This is a genomic window from Serratia sp. ID 25-353 (genome assembly GCF_054792795.1).
The window spans coordinates 1,783,755-1,799,373 of record NZ_CM139236.1 but is presented as its reverse complement, the minus strand read 5'-3'; the positions used below and the strand labels follow the sequence as shown (position 1 = coordinate 1,799,373).

16 protein-coding genes are annotated in these 15,619 nt (G+C 57.1%); 11 read left to right on the top strand and 5 right to left on the bottom strand.

Annotation, left to right across the window (positions count from 1 at the left end):
• Positions 1-83: 83 nt before the first annotated feature.
• Positions 84-650: a chromate transporter gene (locus ACYF6X_RS08590; protein ID WP_033634481.1), complete on the top strand. Its 567-nt coding sequence runs from the start codon at positions 84-86 to the stop codon at positions 648-650.
• On the top strand, positions 647-1,168 hold the full coding sequence (locus tag ACYF6X_RS08585; RefSeq protein WP_033634482.1) for a chromate transporter: 522 nt from the start codon (positions 647-649) through the stop codon (positions 1,166-1,168). Before ACYF6X_RS08590 ends, ACYF6X_RS08585 begins: the two co-directional genes overlap by 4 nt.
• 4 nt (positions 1,169-1,172) lie before the next feature.
• Here ACYF6X_RS08585 and ACYF6X_RS08580 read toward each other — a convergent pair whose 3' ends face one another.
• Positions 1,173-1,526 carry an AprI/Inh family metalloprotease inhibitor gene (locus ACYF6X_RS08580; RefSeq protein ID WP_130018356.1) on the bottom strand — a complete coding sequence of 118 codons (354 nt, stop codon included), beginning with the start codon at positions 1,524-1,526 and terminating at the stop codon, positions 1,173-1,175.
• Between the two features lie 411 nt (positions 1,527-1,937).
• Here ACYF6X_RS08580 and ACYF6X_RS08575 point away from each other — a divergent pair, with 411 nt between their 5' ends.
• Positions 1,938-3,554 (top strand): serralysin family metalloprotease, encoded by a 1,617-nt coding sequence (locus tag ACYF6X_RS08575; protein ID WP_130018355.1) that lies wholly within the window; start codon positions 1,938-1,940, stop codon positions 3,552-3,554.
• 43 nt (positions 3,555-3,597) lie between these two features.
• On the opposite strand, the gene ACYF6X_RS08570 is transcribed toward ACYF6X_RS08575, so the two are convergent.
• Together ACYF6X_RS08570 and ACYF6X_RS08565 are read right to left on the bottom strand one after the other, a co-directional pair.
• The gene (locus tag ACYF6X_RS08570; protein WP_130018354.1) at positions 3,598-4,248 is read right to left on the bottom strand and encodes a dihydrofolate reductase family protein; all 651 of its coding nucleotides are present in this window, start codon (positions 4,246-4,248) and stop codon (positions 3,598-3,600) included.
• A 69-nt stretch (positions 4,249-4,317) separates the two neighbouring features.
• Complete coding sequence (locus ACYF6X_RS08565) at positions 4,318-5,319, bottom strand: alpha/beta fold hydrolase (protein ID WP_130018353.1); 1,002 nt, start codon at positions 5,317-5,319, stop codon at positions 4,318-4,320.
• Positions 5,320-5,551: 232 nt separating this feature from the next.
• On the opposite strand from ACYF6X_RS08565, the gene ACYF6X_RS08560 reads away from it, so the two are divergent.
• From ACYF6X_RS08560 to ACYF6X_RS08525, 8 genes are all read left to right on the top strand, one after another.
• Positions 5,552-5,983 (top strand): DcrB-related protein, encoded by a 432-nt coding sequence (locus ACYF6X_RS08560; protein ID WP_107226812.1) that lies wholly within the window; start codon positions 5,552-5,554, stop codon positions 5,981-5,983.
• Between the two features lie 31 nt (positions 5,984-6,014).
• Positions 6,015-10,271, top strand: coding sequence for an RHS repeat-associated core domain-containing protein (locus tag ACYF6X_RS08555; protein WP_460925479.1), 4,257 nt, complete (start codon positions 6,015-6,017; stop codon positions 10,269-10,271).
• Positions 10,264-10,593: a hypothetical protein gene (locus ACYF6X_RS08550; protein ID WP_242512561.1), complete on the top strand. Its 330-nt coding sequence runs from the start codon at positions 10,264-10,266 to the stop codon at positions 10,591-10,593. Before ACYF6X_RS08555 ends, ACYF6X_RS08550 begins: the two co-directional genes overlap by 8 nt.
• Positions 10,594-10,792: 199 nt before the next feature.
• Positions 10,793-11,188, top strand: a complete 396-nt coding sequence (locus ACYF6X_RS08545; protein ID WP_130018266.1) for a hypothetical protein — start codon at positions 10,793-10,795, stop codon at positions 11,186-11,188.
• Between the two features lie 132 nt (positions 11,189-11,320).
• Positions 11,321-11,779: a hypothetical protein gene (locus ACYF6X_RS08540; protein WP_130018267.1), complete on the top strand. Its 459-nt coding sequence runs from the start codon at positions 11,321-11,323 to the stop codon at positions 11,777-11,779.
• 12 nt (positions 11,780-11,791) lie between these two features.
• Positions 11,792-12,193, top strand: a complete 402-nt coding sequence (locus tag ACYF6X_RS08535) for a hypothetical protein (protein ID WP_230202050.1) — start codon at positions 11,792-11,794, stop codon at positions 12,191-12,193.
• Between the two features lie 154 nt (positions 12,194-12,347).
• On the top strand, positions 12,348-12,968 hold the full coding sequence (locus ACYF6X_RS08530; RefSeq protein ID WP_406879957.1) for a macro domain-containing protein: 621 nt from the start codon (positions 12,348-12,350) through the stop codon (positions 12,966-12,968).
• Positions 12,969-13,114: 146 nt separating this feature from the next.
• Complete coding sequence (locus ACYF6X_RS08525; RefSeq protein WP_130018268.1) at positions 13,115-13,645, top strand: hypothetical protein; 531 nt, start codon at positions 13,115-13,117, stop codon at positions 13,643-13,645.
• A gap of 43 nt (positions 13,646-13,688) precedes the next feature.
• Here the strand turns inward: ACYF6X_RS08525 and ACYF6X_RS08520 are convergent, their stop codons facing one another.
• Both ACYF6X_RS08520 and ACYF6X_RS08515 read right to left on the bottom strand, forming a co-directional pair.
• Positions 13,689-14,585, bottom strand: a complete 897-nt coding sequence (locus tag ACYF6X_RS08520; RefSeq protein WP_130018269.1) for a PhzF family phenazine biosynthesis protein — start codon at positions 14,583-14,585, stop codon at positions 13,689-13,691.
• 54 nt (positions 14,586-14,639) lie between these two features.
• Positions 14,640-15,557, bottom strand: a complete 918-nt coding sequence (locus ACYF6X_RS08515; protein ID WP_063989817.1) for a DMT family transporter — start codon at positions 15,555-15,557, stop codon at positions 14,640-14,642.
• Positions 15,558-15,619 lie beyond the last annotated feature (62 nt).

Genomic DNA, 15,619 nt, shown 5'->3' with positions numbered 1-15,619 from the left:
TGTTCCGGAATGCATTAGACATCATGGCACGGCGGCGCGCATGATACCAGACATCAAAAAAAGCGATATGGAATGGCAATGTCATGTCAGATATCAATACGTTAAAACCGCACCCGGCGGCCGCGCCGGGCAACGCGGAGCTGTTTGTGGGCTTTCTGTGGCTGGGGCTGATTGGCTTCGGCGGCGTGCTGCCGCTGGCGCGCAGCATGCTGGTGGAGCGCCGGCGCTGGCTGAGCGGCGAACAGTTCACCGAGCTGCTCGGGCTGTGCCAGTTTCTGCCCGGCGGCAACGTGATCAACCTGTCGGTGGCGGTGGGCATGGAATTTCGCGGGCTGCGCGGCGCGCTGTGCGCCTTGCTGGGCCTCATCAGCGCGCCGACGGCGATCGTGGTGGGGCTGGGCGTGGTCTACGCCCGCTTCCAAAACGATCCGCATGTGCAGCATGTGTTCGCCGGGCTGGCCGCCGCCGCCGCCGGGCTGCTGCTCTCGACCGGGATCAAGATGCTGCTGCCGCTGCGCGGTAAATGGCCGGCGCTGGCGATCGTCGCGCTGGCATTGATCGCCATCGCCTGGCTGCGCCTGCCGCTGCTGCCGACCATGCTGGTGTTGGCGCCGCTGAGCATTCTGCTGATGTGGCGGTGGCCGTCATGAGTGGGGTGTTGATTGCGCTGGCGCTGATCTTCACCGAGCTTTCTCTGTTGGCGTTTGGCGGCGGCATGACCATTCTGCCGGAGATGCAGCGGCAGGTGGTGGAGGTGCATCAATGGATGAGCGCCCAGGAGTTCAGCGCGCTGTTCGCCATGGCGCAGGCCGCGCCGGGGCCGAACATGATGATCGTGCCGCTGGTCGGCTGGCATGTGGCCGGCTGGGCGGGGCTGTTGGTGTCTTCGGTCGCCAAGTTCGGGCCGTCTTCCATCGTCACGCTGCTGGTGATGGGCGCCTGGCGGCGCTTTAAGGATCGCCCGTGGCGCCGCATCGTGCAGGCCGGGCTGGTGCCGCTGACCGTGGGGTTGGTGGCGGCCAGCGGTATCTTGATCGCCGAGGCTTCCGCACCCAGCTGGCGGCTGGCGGCGATCGTGGCGCTGGCGACGGGATTGAGCATGAGCAAGCGCCTCCATCCGCTGTGGGTGCTGGCGGGCGGCGCGCTGCTCGGCTTGCTGTTCGCCTGAGGGATTAGCGCGGGATCAGCATAAAGCGTGAAGGGCCGTTGCGATCGATCAGCTCATAGCGCTTTGGCGCGGTCAGGGCCAGAAACGCCACCATGCCGCCTTCGGCGTCGGTCAGCGTCATGCCGTCCGGCGTCGGCCGCCAGGCGACCGGCAACGTTTGCAGCGCCAGCGGCTGCAGGCACTGGGCGGAGGCGCTGAAGCGGAAGGCGTTGGTGTTGGCTACCGCTTCGTCGCTCAGTTGCACCTCGCAAACGGCTTTACCGTCGCCGATGGCGGCGAGCAGCCAGTCGCCCTTCAGCGCGGCGGGTTCCAGCAACGGCAGTGAACTGCCCAGGGCACTGCTGCACAATACGCTCATAACGACTCCTGTCAGGCTGGCGCGGCGCAAGGCGCGCATAAGAAAATGGATTGGCATCGGGTCACTCCTTTCGGCTGTCCGTTCACACCTTAGCATGTTCCCTGCGGGATGATGAGGCAAGGATTAGGTTTTTTAATCCTCGATTATTCTGATCTAACCGGCGATAACATGTCCAAAAAGACGAGTCATTAGCCCGCCGATACGCTTATCTTTCTCATTAATACCGCGCTAATACAAATCGTTATGATTATTTCCGTCTTAATGCCCGGCGCGATGATGCGCGGCGCCGCCGGCTCGCGTCGCCGGGGTGAGTCACTATACTGGTCATTCCTAAGCCTTGGCTTAGATTAGAACGACTGATGAATAGTCTTACAAAGCGAGTGGGTTCCTACTGTGTAAAAGGAGAATGCAATGAGCAGTCGCCACAACGACATTTTGCAAGATGATGATGAGTTCACCAGCCTGTCCGCCACATCCCCCAACGATCATAACTATCAGTTTTACTATCACCAGCCCGGCAGCCGCTATGACGGATTGGGCTACGGCGCGCTGTTTACGCTGGACAACGCCAACCTGTACAGCAACCAGCGCGGCGGGGCAGCCATCAACAACCTGGGTAAAATCCGCGATAACTTCAGCTTCGATCGCGCCGCCGATCAGCTGACGCGGCCGGGCCTGACGCACAACGGCGATCAGGTGTATCACCAGCCGGTGGCGCTGACCTATTCCTTCCTGACGCAGAGCGCACTGAACCGCATCGGCCAGACCGGTGACGGTGACAAGGGGCTGCAACCGCTGACTCAGGCGGCGCAGGCACAGGCGCTGAAATCGATGCAGGCGTGGGCCGACGTGGCGAACGTGACCTTTACCGAAACGGCATCCACCGATATCAACCACCGCGCGGACATCACCTTCGCGTATTTCACCCAGCGCGCCGACGGCAGCGCCGCTGAGGGCAGCGGCCCGAATGCCATCAACGCGTACGCCTATTACCCGCCGAGTTCCAAACCGGGTAGCGATAACGCCTTTGCCGGCACGGTGTGGTTCAACAAAAACTTCGCCACCCATCAGGTGCCGGTTAGCGGCGACTTCAGCAGCCAGACCTTCACCCACGAGCTGGGGCATGCCCTGGGGCTGGCGCACCCGGGATCTTATGATGCCTCGTTGGGCAATCCGAGCTACCAGAACGACGCGGCTTACTATCAGGATTCGTTGCAATACTCGATCATGAGCTATTTCAACGCCGGTTACACCGGCGCCGACACCAAAGGGATGTATGGCTATGGCCCGATGGTGGATGACATCGCCGCGATCCAAAAATTGTACGGCGCCAATATGAGCACCCGCACCGGCGACACGGTGTACGGCTTCAACTCCAACACCGGGCGCGATTTCCTGACCGCCACGGCGGACAACGGCAAACCGGTCAACTTCGCGGTGTGGGACGCCGGCGGCAACGACACGCTGGACTTCTCCGGCTACAGCCAGCAGCAGATGATCAACCTGAACGACGGGGCGTTCTCCAGCGTCGGCGGCGGCACGCAGAACGTCGCCATCGCGCGCGGGGCGATCATCGAGAACGCCATCGGCGGCAGCGGGCGTGATGTGATCATCGGCAACGATCAGGACAACCTGCTGGCGGGCAACGCCGGTTCCGACATCCTGTACGGCGGCCTGGGGGCGGATCATCTGTGGGGCGGCAAAGATGCCAACAACTTCACCGACTATTTCGTCTATCTCAATGCCAAAGAGTCCACGGTGGCGGCGTTCGACGTGATTGAAGACTTCGAGCACGGCATCGACAAGATCGATCTCTCCGGCCTGCGCTTCAACAACAGCCTGAGCGAGCTGCGCTTTATCGACAGCGGCAGCGCCTTCAGCGGCCAGAAAGGCGAGATCCAGCTCAACTTCGACGCCTTCAACGGCACCACCGATCTGCTGATGAACACCCAGAGCAACAGCTATGCCGCCGACTTCAAGATCCATGTGGTCGGGCAGGTGGAGCAGAGCGATATTCTGTTTGCCTGAGGGTGATGAAGGGGAAAGAGAAAAGGGCCGAACGGCCCTTTTTTTACGGCTGGGCCGCCGCCGCGCTTTCCGCCACGAAGGAGCCGGTCGTCACCGCGCCGGCGCGGCGGTAGTGGGCCACGATCACGCCGCCGGGCGAGACCACCGAATGGGCTAGCGTGAAGGCCGCCGGCGCCGCGTTGTCATCGAACAGCCGCTTGCCGCCGCCAAGCAGCACCGGGTAGGTGAGCAGGCGCAGTTCGTCCACCAGATCGTTAGCCAGCAGCTGTTGCATCAGCGTGCTGCTGCCCTGCACCAGCAGCACCGGCCCTTGGGTGCGCTTCAGCTCGCGCAGCCGGGCGAGGATGTCCCGCCCCAGCCACTGGCTGTTTTCCCACGCCAGCGTCTCGCCGTGGTGGGTGGCGACGTACTTGGTGGCCTGATTGAACACGCGGGCGATGTCGGCGGAAAACGGATCGGCCTCGTCGGTGATCTGCGGCCAGTAGCCGGCGAAAATGTCGTAGGTGCGCCGCCCCAGCAGCAGATCGAACGGCGTCGAGAAAAGATCGCTCATCGTTTCCGCAATGGCGTCATCCCAGTAAGGCGCGGTCCAGCCGCCGAAGCGAAAGCCGCCGCTGCGGTCTTCGTCCTGCCCGCCCGGCGCCTGCATCACGCCGTCGAGGCTGACGAAGGCGCTGGCAATAATCTGTCGCATGGCTGTCTCCTGCCGTTGAGTGCTAGCTGAAAGTTTAGCCGCCGCGCGGCGGCTGCGCCAACCGGCCGCTCAGGGCTGCAGCGCCTTGAGCAGTGCCTGATGGAAACGCGCCGGCTCCTCCATTTGCGGCGCATGGCCCAGCCCGGCGAACTCGATCAGCGTGGCGTGCGGGATCAGCTTCGCCGCCTGTTTGCCCAGCTCCGCGTAATGCCCGATTTTGGCCTTGACCGCCGGCGGGGCGATATCGCTGCCGATGGCGGTGGTGTCGGCGGTGCCGATCATCAGCGTGGTGGGGGTTTGCAGATCCTTGAACTCGTAATACACCGGCTGGGTGAAGATCATGTCGTAGATCAGCGCCGAGTTCCACGCCACCAGGCGATGGCCCGGCCCGTTGTTCAGCCCGGCCAGCATATCCACCCAGCGATCGTACTCCGGCTTCCAGCGGCCGCCGTAGTAGGTGCGCTGCTCATAGTTGCGGATGCCCTCGGCGGTGGTGTTCAGCTCGCGCTTGAACCATTGATCGACGCTGCGCCACGGCACGCCTTTGGCCTTCCAGTCCTCGAGGCCGATCGGGTTGACCATGACCAGTTGCTCCACTGCCTGCGGATACATCAGGCTGTAGCGCGTGGCCAGCATGCCGCCGGTGGAGTGCCCGATGACGATGGTCCGGCTGATTTTCAGGTTCTGCAACAGGCCGTGGGTGTTTTGCGCCAGCTGCTGGAAGCTGTACTGGTAATGCGCCGGTTTGGTGGAGGAGCAAAAGCCGATTTGATCCGGTGCGATGACGCGGTAGCCGGCCTTGCTCAGTGCCTTGATGGTGTCCTGCCAGGTGGCGGCGCAGAAGTTTTTACCGTGCAGCAACAGCGCGGTGCGGCCATTGGCGGTGCCTTCCGGCGGCACGTCCATATAGCCCATTTTTAACGGCTGCCCCTGCGAGGTGAAGCTGAACTGCTGTAACGGGTAAGGGTAGTGAAAACCCTGCAGCTCCGGGCCGAACTTCGGCGTTTCGGCGGCGGCGGGGAACGCGGCCAGCGTGGTGCACAGCAGCGCGCTACGGGTGAATCTCAGCATCCTGATCTCCTGAAAAGGGCGATAGCCGAGTATAGCCATAATCAGGGCGTCGGCGCGCCGATGGTTTCAGATAATTCTGTAATGTTACGGCCCGATCCCGGGCAAGGTTCCGGCCACGGCCTTGTACACAGTGAACGCGGTCACGCCGCGCAACATTGGCGGTGCCTGATGGTTTTATTTCAAGGCTAAGTTATGCGATGCTTAAGCATTATTTATGCAAAAGGATCCTCGCATGTCCGCTTTATCCCGCTGCGCTTTCAGCGAAGGCAGCGTCGCTTTGCCGGAAGGCTATGCCGATCGCACCGTCAACGTGCTGTTGGCCGGCGATGATGTTTCCCCCTCAATCAATATTTCCCGCGATGCGCTGCAGCCGGCGGAGAACCTGGAAGGCTACGTCACCCGTCAGCTCGATGCGCTGGCGCAGGGGCTGAAAGGCTGGGCGTTCAAAAGCCGCGAGCCGGCGACGCTGGGCGATGGATTAACCGCCGGTGAATGGGTGCGCGCCAGCTACCTGCGCGACGGCAAGCGCATCTGGCAAAACCAGGCGGTGTTCGCGCTGGCGGAAGGCCGGGTGCTGGTGTTCACCCTGGCGATGGCGCGCAAGCTGACGCCGCAAGACGACGCCCTGCTGTTGCAGGTGCTGAACAGCTACCGGGCGGCATAACGATGAACTCTTCACGTAAAAGGACCTTACGATGACCGAAGCGGCCCGCGTCGGCGATACCATCGGGCACTCCCATGCCCTGGCCGGCATGATTGCCGGCACCCTTGTCGGCGGCCTGATCGCCGCCGCAGGCGCGGTGGCGGCGGGTGCGCTGTTCGTCGCCGGCCTGGCGGCTTCCTGTATCGGCGTCGGTGTGCTGCTGATCGGCGCCAGCCTGGCGGTGGGGTATCTCACCGGGGAGGCGGCCACCGCGGCGCGCGACGGCATTGCTGACGCCGGTGCCGGTAGCCTGACCCCCAAAGGCAATATCGTCACCGGCTCCCCCAACGTCTTCATCAACGGCAAACCCGCCGCGCTCGCCACCAATAGCCAGGTGGCCTGCAGCGACGACGGCCCGAGCATGCAGATGGCGCAGGGCTCCGACAAGGTCAGCATCAACGGCCAACCCGCCTCACGCGTGGGGGACAAAACCAACTGCGACGCGCAGGTGATGGAAGGCTCGCCCAACGTGTTTATCGGCGGCGGCACCGTCACCACCTTGCCGATCAAGCCTGAAGTGCCGGATTGGCTGTACAAGGTCTCTGATCTGACGCTGCTGTTCGCCGGCCTGGTGGGCGGCGTGGGCGGCGCCGCCGGCAAGCTGGGGGCGCTGGGCAAACTGCTGGGCAAGCTGCCCGGCATCAACAAGCTGGCGCGCATCGCCTGTCGCGCCGGCACCCTGATGACCGCGACTGCCGCCGTCGGCATTATCGCCCGGCCGGTGGATATCGTCAGCGGCCAGAAATTCCTCGACGGCGAAGACGATCTCGATTTCGTGCTGCCTTCGCGCCTGCCGGTTGCCTGGCAGCGCTATTGGCGCAGCGGCAACCCCGGCGACAGCGTACTGGGCCGCGGCTGGAACCTGTTCTGGGAGAGCAGCCTGCAGCCGTATCAGGACGGCCTGGTGTGGCGCGCGCCTTCCGGCGACTTCGTCGCTTTCCCCAGGGTGCCGCGCGGCCACAAAACCTACTGCGAAGCCGAAAAATGCTGGCTGATGCACAACGACGACGGCAGCTGGCAGCTGTTTGACGTCGGCGAACAGATTTTCCACTACCCGCCGCTGGCGGGCGACCAGCTGAGTCGGCTCAGCATGATCACCGACGCCATCGGCAACGCCACCTCGCTGTTTTACGACGACGAAGGGTTGCTGAGCGAACTGGTGGACAGCGCCGGGCAGCGCCTGATGTGCCGCTATGCGCAGGGCCGCCTGCGCGAAGTGGCGCTGCAAACCGCCGAAGGCGAACGGACGCTGGCGCGCTACGGCTACGATGAGCAGGGCCAACTGACGACGGTGAGCAACCGCGCCGGTGAGGTAACGCGCCGCTTCGGCTGGCGCGACGGTCTGATGATCAGCCACCAGGACGCCGCCGGGCTGCTGAACGAATACCAATGGCAAGAGATCGACGGCGTGCCGCGCGTGACGGCCTACCGCAACAGTGCCGGAGAATCGCTGGAGTTCGGCTATGACTTCGCCGGCGGGCGCCGCAGCGCGGTGCGCGGCGACGGCAAGCGGGCGGAGTGGCGGCTGGATGACGACGACAACGTGGCGCAGTACACCGATTTCGACCAGCGCCGCTACGGCTTTATCTACCAACGCGGCGAGCTGTGCAGCGTGCTGCTGCCCGGCGGCGCGCAGCGCCAGAGCGAATGGGATCCTTACGGCCGCCTGCTGTCGGAGACCGATCCGCTCGGCCGCGTGACGCGTTATCAATATTCGCGCAACAGCGGCCGACTGTTCGCCGTCGCGTACCCGGACGGCAGCAGCGAAGCGCAGCACTGGGACACGCTGGGGCGCCCGACGCGCTATGTCGATGCCCTGGGCCACGCCACGCTGTACCGCTATCCGGATGACGAAGAGAGCCTGCCGGCCGGCGTGATCGACGCGCTGGGCGGGGAAGTGAAGCTGGAGTGGGACGCCCGCGGCCAGCTGACGCGCTACACCGACTGTTCCGGCAGCGTGACGGCTTATACCTACGATGCGCTGGGGCAACTGACGGCGCAGACCGATGCCGAAGGCCACCAGACGCGCTACCGGTGGGATAACGGCGGGCGCTTGCACACCCTGATCCACCCGGACGGCGGCGAAGAGCGCTTTAACTGGAATGCGCACGGCCAGCTGGCCGAACATCAGGACGCGCTGGGCAGCCTGACCCGCTGGCAGTACAACGCCCTGGGGTTGCCGGTCAGCATCACCGACCGCATTAACCGCACCCGGCGCTATCACTACAGCCCGCAGGGCTGGCTGACGCGGCTGGAGAACGGCAACGGCGGCGAATACCGCTTCAGCTACGATGCGGTGGGCCGCGTGCTGGCCGAAGAGCGCCCGGACGACACTCGCCACTATTATCGCTACGGCGCGGCCGGGCTGCTGGAGGAGCACCGCGAGGTCGGCCTGCCGGGCAGCGCGGGTGAACTGACGCAGCGCGAACAGCGCTTCCGCTTCGACGAGGCCGGGCAACTGGTCTGGCGCGGCAACGCCAGCGCGGAATGGCATTACCGCTTCGACGCCATGGGGCGGCTGCGCGAGCTGAACCGCCTGCCGACGGCGAGCGGTGCGGCGCTGGGCATCGAGCCGGACAGCGTGCAGATGCGCTATGACGCCGCCGGGCGGCTGCTCGGCGAGCAGGGCGTGAACGGCGAGCTGCAATACCAGTGGGATGCGTTGGCCAACCTGCAGGCGCTGACGCTGCCGCAGGGCGATCGCCTGCAGTGGCTGTATTACGGCTCCGGCCACGCCAGCGCCATTAAATTCAACCAGCAGGTGGTGAGCGAATTCACCCGCGATCGCCTGCACCGGGAAACCGGCCGCAGCCAGGGCGCGCTGCAGCAGCAGCGGCGTTACGACGCCATGGGCCGCCGCAGCTGGCAGAGCAGCGCCTTCGGCCACGACAAACTGACCCGGCCGGAAGACGGCGTGCTGTGGCGCGCTTATCGCTATACCGGCCGCGGCGAGCTCGCCGGGGTGAGCGACGCGCTGCGCGGCGAAGTGCACTACGGTTACGACGCTGAAGGCCGCCTGCTGCAACACCGCGAACCTAATCAGGGCAAACCGGGCGCGCGGCTGGTGTACGATCTTGCGGATAACCTGCTGGGCGAGCGCAGCCCGCAGAGCGACATCGACGCGCACCTGCCGCTGGCGCCGATCGCCGACAACCGGCTGACGCACTGGCAAAAACTGTTTTACCGTTACGACGCCTGGGGCAACCTGATCAGCCGGCGCAACGGCCTGTACGAACAGCACTACCGCTACGACGCCGACAACCGGCTGGTGCAGGCGCACGGCCGCGGCCCGCAGGGCGAGTTCGAGGCGCAGTACCATTACGATGCGCTGGGCCGCCGCAGCCGCAAGGCGGTGCGCTACAGGGGCAAAACCGAACAGACGACCCGTTTCCTGTGGCAGGGTTACCGTTTGCTGCAGGAGCAGCGCGAAGACGGCAGCCGCCGCAGCTGGAGCTACGATCCGGTCAGCCCGTGGAGCCCGCTGGCGGCGCTGGAGCAGGCGGGCGACAGCCGCTCGGCAGATATTTACTGGTATCACACCGATCTGAACAGCGCACCGCTGGAGGTGACCGACGCGGCGGGCAACCTGTGCTGGTCCGGGCAATACGATACCTTCGGCAAGCTGCAGGGCCAGACGGTGGCCGGCGCGGCGAAGCGGCAGGGCGCGCAATATCAGCAGCCGCTGCGCTACGCCGGGCAATATCAGGACGACGAAAGCGGCCTGCACTACAACCTGTTCCGCTACTACGAACCCGAGGTGGGGCGTTTCACCACGCAGGATCCGATAGGGTTGCGTGGCGGGTTGAACCTTTATCAGTATGCGCCGAACCCGCTGATGTGGGTGGATCCGCTGGGGTTGAGTGGTGATAGTGTCTTTATACATTATACGGATAAAAGCGGTTTTGAGAGTATAATGAAAACAGGAGTTCTCGAGGCTAACGCCAAGGGGAAGGTTTATATAACAGATATACTTATGTCACCTAACGATGTCATGCGGGACATTCTTATTAATGATCCTAAGCATGTAGGAAGAGGTGATTATGCCATTATCTTTAAAGCAGATCCTGTGCAAATGAGTAACATAAAACAGTCATCCGCCCTTGAATACATTCATAATGGAAGGCTGAAATTAAAAGACGTCCTTTACTCTGGTGGAAATCCTTATTCCATAGTATCTAAAATGAATTATGAAACGAGAAGTAAATTAACCTTTAATCAGATTAAGGCAAGGGGGAGTTGTGGTGGATGAAAATAAAAAGAAAATGATTGTTACTCAGGCTGAAATTAGTGCACTGAAGAAACTTATAATGTATGTTAAGTTTTCTTGTAATGATGTTGAGTCATTAGAGTATGCTGGCAGTTATGCAATCAATAGTTTCTTTGATAAGTTGATTGATATTGATTATCTTGGAGAGTTTGAGCGAAAGTTTTATGACATACAAAACCCGGATAATGAGATTGCAGTAATGAACAAAATTAATAAATATCAACATGATTCTTTAAGTAAAATGAGTGACGAGACTATGAGGGAGGTCTTTAAACAATGTCTTCATCCATTTAAACCAAGATAAGTGTCTTAATAGGAGGGTAATACTCTCTCTTACTAACCACATAGTTCGAAGAGTTTATAAGCCTCCTGTGGCAGCACCGTCGGTTGTCGCAGGAGTGATGTGACAACGGCGACTGTTCGGCGGATATTTTCTGGTGTTACATTGATCGGATTAGTGCGTTATTGGAAGTAAGTGACACGGTGTATAATCTAGGTGGGTAATGATTAATATGTTTGAAAATAATAGATTAATTGATAAGCTGATATTTTTGAATGAATCTAATAAAAATGAAAGTGTCATTATGAATTTTTATTCTTGGGTCCATATTATTTATGGAGTGATTGTTTTTTATGGAAGAAAAAGTGAAGAGGAAGCAAGTTACATAATTAACAATACACCTATGTTTACAACACCACCCAAGAGTTTTATGGAGGCCTGTATGTTAGGTCATGAGGATGAATATTATTGGGGTATGGTAATGTCACATGGTGATAGATATTTTGAGAAGGGTTTTCCTCGTACAGCACCGAATGATTATTTTGAATGGGAGGGTGGTTATATAAAAGATCACAAGCTTGAGAGAAACACACTGGCTTTTAATGATCAAAACAAGTGATGTTGTTAGAGTCTGCAATTCTCAGTCGATTCAGAATGTCTAGAATGAAAAGTATCTAAAAGAGCAGGTTTGATAATTTTGAAATATCCATCCGTATACATTGATAAATAATTTAATATTACGGTGTCTAATATGATTGATTTTAAGGCTAGGATTGTGTCGGGTGTTTCCATGGGAAATGTCGCTATAAATGGAAATATTTCATTATATATTAATGAAATGCACTCCAGATTTAGCGTTAAGATTAAAAGCTACTTCCTACCTGACGGGAGTGAGCGAAAGTCATATACAGTCGACAATACCTTGACCGTCGTAACTGATAAAAACGGTGTCATTTTGTCACTTGGATGTAATGCTCATTATCAAGGAAGCTACAATGGAATCATATTCCCAGGAATGAAAATAATAGATATAATCAAGCTGACGACATCACAGAAAATATACAATGGTTCAATCATTATTAATGATGACTTTGGTGTTTCGTTTATCCTCCCACCTCCATATGATGAGATCGCCGATGCGATAAACTATATTCCTGCCGGGGTGATAATAAACGAAATTTTCATATCTGATTTTTCATTCTGGCGTTAGCTTATGGAGTATATGAGTAAGTTTAGTGGGCATGTAATTAAATTTGGGGTGAGTGATATAGTTGTCACTGGCTACATAGCTTCGGATACGCCGCCGGTTTTTCACCCGATGTATGACAGGATTTACTTTATATCAGGTGAGGCTATTTTTGAGGTTTACATCGGTAATGATGGGATTGTTAATTCACGTTTAGTTGAAAACATCGTTCCATGGTTTGAGGTGGATGAGGATGATAAGTTTTCCATGATGTCAATTTATTCCCAGTCATTTAAAACTGAGCAGGAGGTTAGCATAGTTGGAGTAAATTATAGTGACGATCCGTTCTCAGGGGTTTTCTTAAAATATAAGGCAGGTGACGATGAGCGGCTATTGTCTTTAGAATCAAATAATTTTTTCGGTTTTCTTATTTCATAGTTAAAAGGATTTCGAGATTATTGAATGCTAGTAGTTAATTGAAGCTTTGAGTTTTTTGATAGTGGTATTGAAAATTAGAGGGTTATTGTAAGTAACATGGTGATTGACTGTTATAAATAACTTATTCCATCTGTCGTAGGAGGAGGAAAGAACTGTGGAGTCCGATAAGAATTATTATAAAGGCACATGTGAACTCATTTCTGGCGAAGGGAGGATCTATACCGAGTTTAATGGCAATGTTGCAACAAGACAAATAACTATAATAAATGATTTGTATTATTCATCCTCATCTCTGGAAGATTGGCACGAAGATATAGGTTTTTTACTTTATGATGGTAAGAAAAGTGAGCTTGATCTTTCTGAGTCAAAGTTGATAACTAGTCTTGAATTTGAAAGTGAATGGAATAAGACAATCACCTCTGATGTTTTGAATGATTATGTCAGTTTTAGCTATGGTGATGTATCTATTCCTTTGTCAAAATCTAAAATGATCATTCATATTGTGAATAACAAGGGTAAGTGGGGAAAAGGCTTTGTTGTTCCTCTATCAAAACGCTATCCAGCAGTAAAGGAAGAATATTTAAAGTGGTTCTCTGAAAAAAAGGATTTTTTTCTTGGGAATGTACAGTTCATCTGTGTGAACGAAAATGAGCGGGTATATGTTGCAAATGTGTTGGCTCAGGATGGACTAAAGAAAAGTAAAGATGATAATGCTCAGTATGTTTCATATGAAGCACTTAAAGAATGTCTAAGTCTGGTTTCTGATTATGCATAAAAAGAAAGGCTTAGTATACAATTGCCTATGATTGGTGCAGGATTGGGAGGTGGTGATTGGGATGCTATTTTTTCTCTAATTAAAGAGCGCTTGGCAAGAAAGAAAATAAAATGCAACATCGTTAAATTAGGTTGAGTGAGAGTGACATGAACTTCTATACTTTCAGTAGCTTTACATTTGGCGATAACTTGATTTGCTTTCCCGATCCGAAATCAAGATTGTCCAGCTTTTTTATTTGGAATGAAGGTGATGGTAAGTTCCTATTCTACTCACTGCCAAAAGGGAAAGTGCCAAGCGTTTTGAGTAGCGATATTTTTAATTTGCATGACTATTTTCCTGCCAGTCTCGGAATTCCAATTTTTTCAAAAAGGGCTAAGGCTGTATTTGAACGTAAGGTTTCGTCTGAGATGTCATTCTATGAGTGCGCGGTAGAAAACGTAACTGAAACGATTTTTCTGTGTAAAGTGAATAATTATTTTCCAATTATTAATGAGGAAGCTTCGACGTTCAGAGAACTTGAAGATGGAAGCAAGCTCATTGATGTGCCTGCTTACAAGTGTGACAGGGAGTTCTTTATTGCCAGGGATAGCATCTATTGTGAAAGAATAATTGTCTCTCAGCAGTTTGTTGACCTATGTAATGAAGAACAGCTAAACATAGGCTTTGAGCGTTGCTAATTGACGTTCCCAAAAGATGCTCACTATCTTCTTACCCCAAAAACTAAATACCCAATGTGCCATCAATCAGGGTGCGGCAGTGCCCGCCGATCCAGGGTTCGCCGTCAATAAAACTCACGCTCACGCGGCCATCTCGATTCAGTTGGGTGCCCTGGCGCACCTGGTAGCCCTGTGCGGTCTGGCCGCCGTCGGGAAAGCGGTTGGCCTTCAATAAGCGCGCCAGGCAGGCGTTGGCGCTGCCGGTTACCGGATCTTCAATCAAGGCGCCGCATTCCACCATAAACGCGCGCATTTCGTAATCGGACGGTTCGGTTGTGGGGCAGGCGCCATAGATCACCACGCCATCCACATCGCAAGCCGTTTGCAGCCGTTTAATCGTGGCCTGATCCGGCGTCACCGCCAGGCAGGATTGTGCGTCCGGCAGGCGCACCATCAGCCAGCGAATGCCCATCTCGGCAATCACCGGCAGGGGGCCTCCTTCAATCACCGCGGGCCGTAAAGCGGCCATCAGCCGTTCTGTTTCCTCAGCCGCCATTGGGCGAAACTCAACTTCGGGTGCGGCGAACGCCAATGTGCCTTCCGGCTGGATATTGACCGCCACCAGGCCGACGCCGCATTCCTGCATCACCGTCCCAGGCCGTTTAGGCGTCAATCCGGCTTCCAGCAGGGCGTGGGCGGTGCCCAGCGTCGGGTGGCCGGCGAAGGGCAGCTCTTTTTCGGTGGTGAAAATGCGCACCTTATAATCCGCCGCCGGGTGCGTCGGTTTAAGCACAAAGGTGGTTTCCGAAAGGTTGGTCCAACGGGCCAATGCCAGCATTTGCGCGGTGCTCAGCCCCTCGGCCTCCAGCACCACCGCCACGGGGTTGCCCTGCAGCGGCGTACGGGTAAACACGTCCACCTGTTTGTAGGCGCGGGGTGTCACATCATCACTTCTGAGCATTGGCCATCATCCGTTATCAACAAAACCTGATGATAACGATATTCACCAATGACTTCAAAGGGTTGAGTTTTGTTTTGAGATACCTGCCCGTCGCCATTTCAGCCCCGGCTTGGTGAACATCACCAGGTTGCCCAGCAGGATCAGGCACAGGCCCAGCACGGCGTTGAAGTGCCACTGATAGCCTTCGTAGATCGTTGAGATGGTCAGCGCCACCAGCGGGAACAACAGGGTGCTGTAGGCCGCCGCGCCAGCGCCGATGCGGCCGAGCAGGCTGAAGTAAGCGGCGAAGGCGATCACCGATCCGAAAATTGCCAGGTACAGCAGGGAGCCGATATAGCGGCTGCTGTATTCCATCTGGAACGAGGCGCCCTGCGCCAAGGCGATCAGCGCCATCAACAGCGCGCCGTAGGTCATGGCGTAGGTGTTGGTCGAAAAGATATCCAGCCCGCGGCGCTGATGGCGCGTGCTGATCATGTTGCCCAGCGAGAAGCCGTAGGTGCCGAGCGCGCTCAGGCCGATGCCTTTGAGCAGCTCCGGCGCCATGCGGGTGGCGGCCAGATCTTGCCAAAACAGCGCCACGATGCCGGTCAACCCCAGCAGCGCCGCCGGCAGCAGGTTGGGGCTGGGGCGCTGGCGGAAAAACAGCAGGCTGTTGAGGGCGTTGAACAGTACCGCCATCGAGAAGATCACCGATTCCAGTCCGCTGCTGATGTAGGCCGCCGCGTGGTAGAAGCAGAAGAAGTTAAAGCCGAACACGCAGCAGCCCTGCAGCACGCAGAACAGATGATCGCGCGGAGCGAGGCGGCGCAGGCGGCGCGTTAGCAGCAGCACGGCGAACATCACCGCGGCGGAAATGGCGAAGCGGTAAGCGATCGAGACGGGAATGGCCACCGGCCCTTCCTGTTGCAGGGTGATCGCAATCCAGGTGGTGCCCCAAATCAGCACCACGGCGAAGTACAACAGCGCATTCATTCTATTTGTTACTCCGAAAAAACCGATAGCGCAGTATCCGCTTTGGCACGCGGCGGCGCTTG

Excerpts from the sequence above, each read along its gene's own strand:
- ACYF6X_RS08590 (WP_033634481.1), top strand. The coding sequence starts at position 84 with ATGTCAGATATCAATACGTTAAAACCGCACCCGGCGGCCGCGCCGGGC.
- ACYF6X_RS08585 (WP_033634482.1), top strand. The coding sequence starts at position 647 with ATGAGTGGGGTGTTGATTGCGCTGGCGCTGATCTTCACCGAGCTTTCT.
- ACYF6X_RS08580 (WP_130018356.1), bottom strand. The coding sequence starts at position 1,526 with ATGAGCGTATTGTGCAGCAGTGCCCTGGGCAGTTCACTGCCGTTGCTG.
- ACYF6X_RS08575 (WP_130018355.1), top strand. The coding sequence starts at position 1,938 with ATGAGCAGTCGCCACAACGACATTTTGCAAGATGATGATGAGTTCACC.
- ACYF6X_RS08570 (WP_130018354.1), bottom strand. The coding sequence starts at position 4,248 with ATGCGACAGATTATTGCCAGCGCCTTCGTCAGCCTCGACGGCGTGATG.
- ACYF6X_RS08565 (WP_130018353.1), bottom strand. The coding sequence starts at position 5,319 with ATGCTGAGATTCACCCGTAGCGCGCTGCTGTGCACCACGCTGGCCGCG.
- ACYF6X_RS08560 (WP_107226812.1), top strand. The coding sequence starts at position 5,552 with ATGTCCGCTTTATCCCGCTGCGCTTTCAGCGAAGGCAGCGTCGCTTTG.
- ACYF6X_RS08555 (WP_460925479.1), top strand. The coding sequence starts at position 6,015 with ATGACCGAAGCGGCCCGCGTCGGCGATACCATCGGGCACTCCCATGCC.
- ACYF6X_RS08545 (WP_130018266.1), top strand. The coding sequence starts at position 10,793 with ATGATTAATATGTTTGAAAATAATAGATTAATTGATAAGCTGATATTT.
- ACYF6X_RS08540 (WP_130018267.1), top strand. The coding sequence starts at position 11,321 with ATGATTGATTTTAAGGCTAGGATTGTGTCGGGTGTTTCCATGGGAAAT.
- ACYF6X_RS08535 (WP_230202050.1), top strand. The coding sequence starts at position 11,792 with ATGAGTAAGTTTAGTGGGCATGTAATTAAATTTGGGGTGAGTGATATA.
- ACYF6X_RS08525 (WP_130018268.1), top strand. The coding sequence starts at position 13,115 with ATGAACTTCTATACTTTCAGTAGCTTTACATTTGGCGATAACTTGATT.
- ACYF6X_RS08520 (WP_130018269.1), bottom strand. The coding sequence starts at position 14,585 with ATGCTCAGAAGTGATGATGTGACACCCCGCGCCTACAAACAGGTGGAC.
- ACYF6X_RS08515 (WP_063989817.1), bottom strand. The coding sequence starts at position 15,557 with ATGAATGCGCTGTTGTACTTCGCCGTGGTGCTGATTTGGGGCACCACC.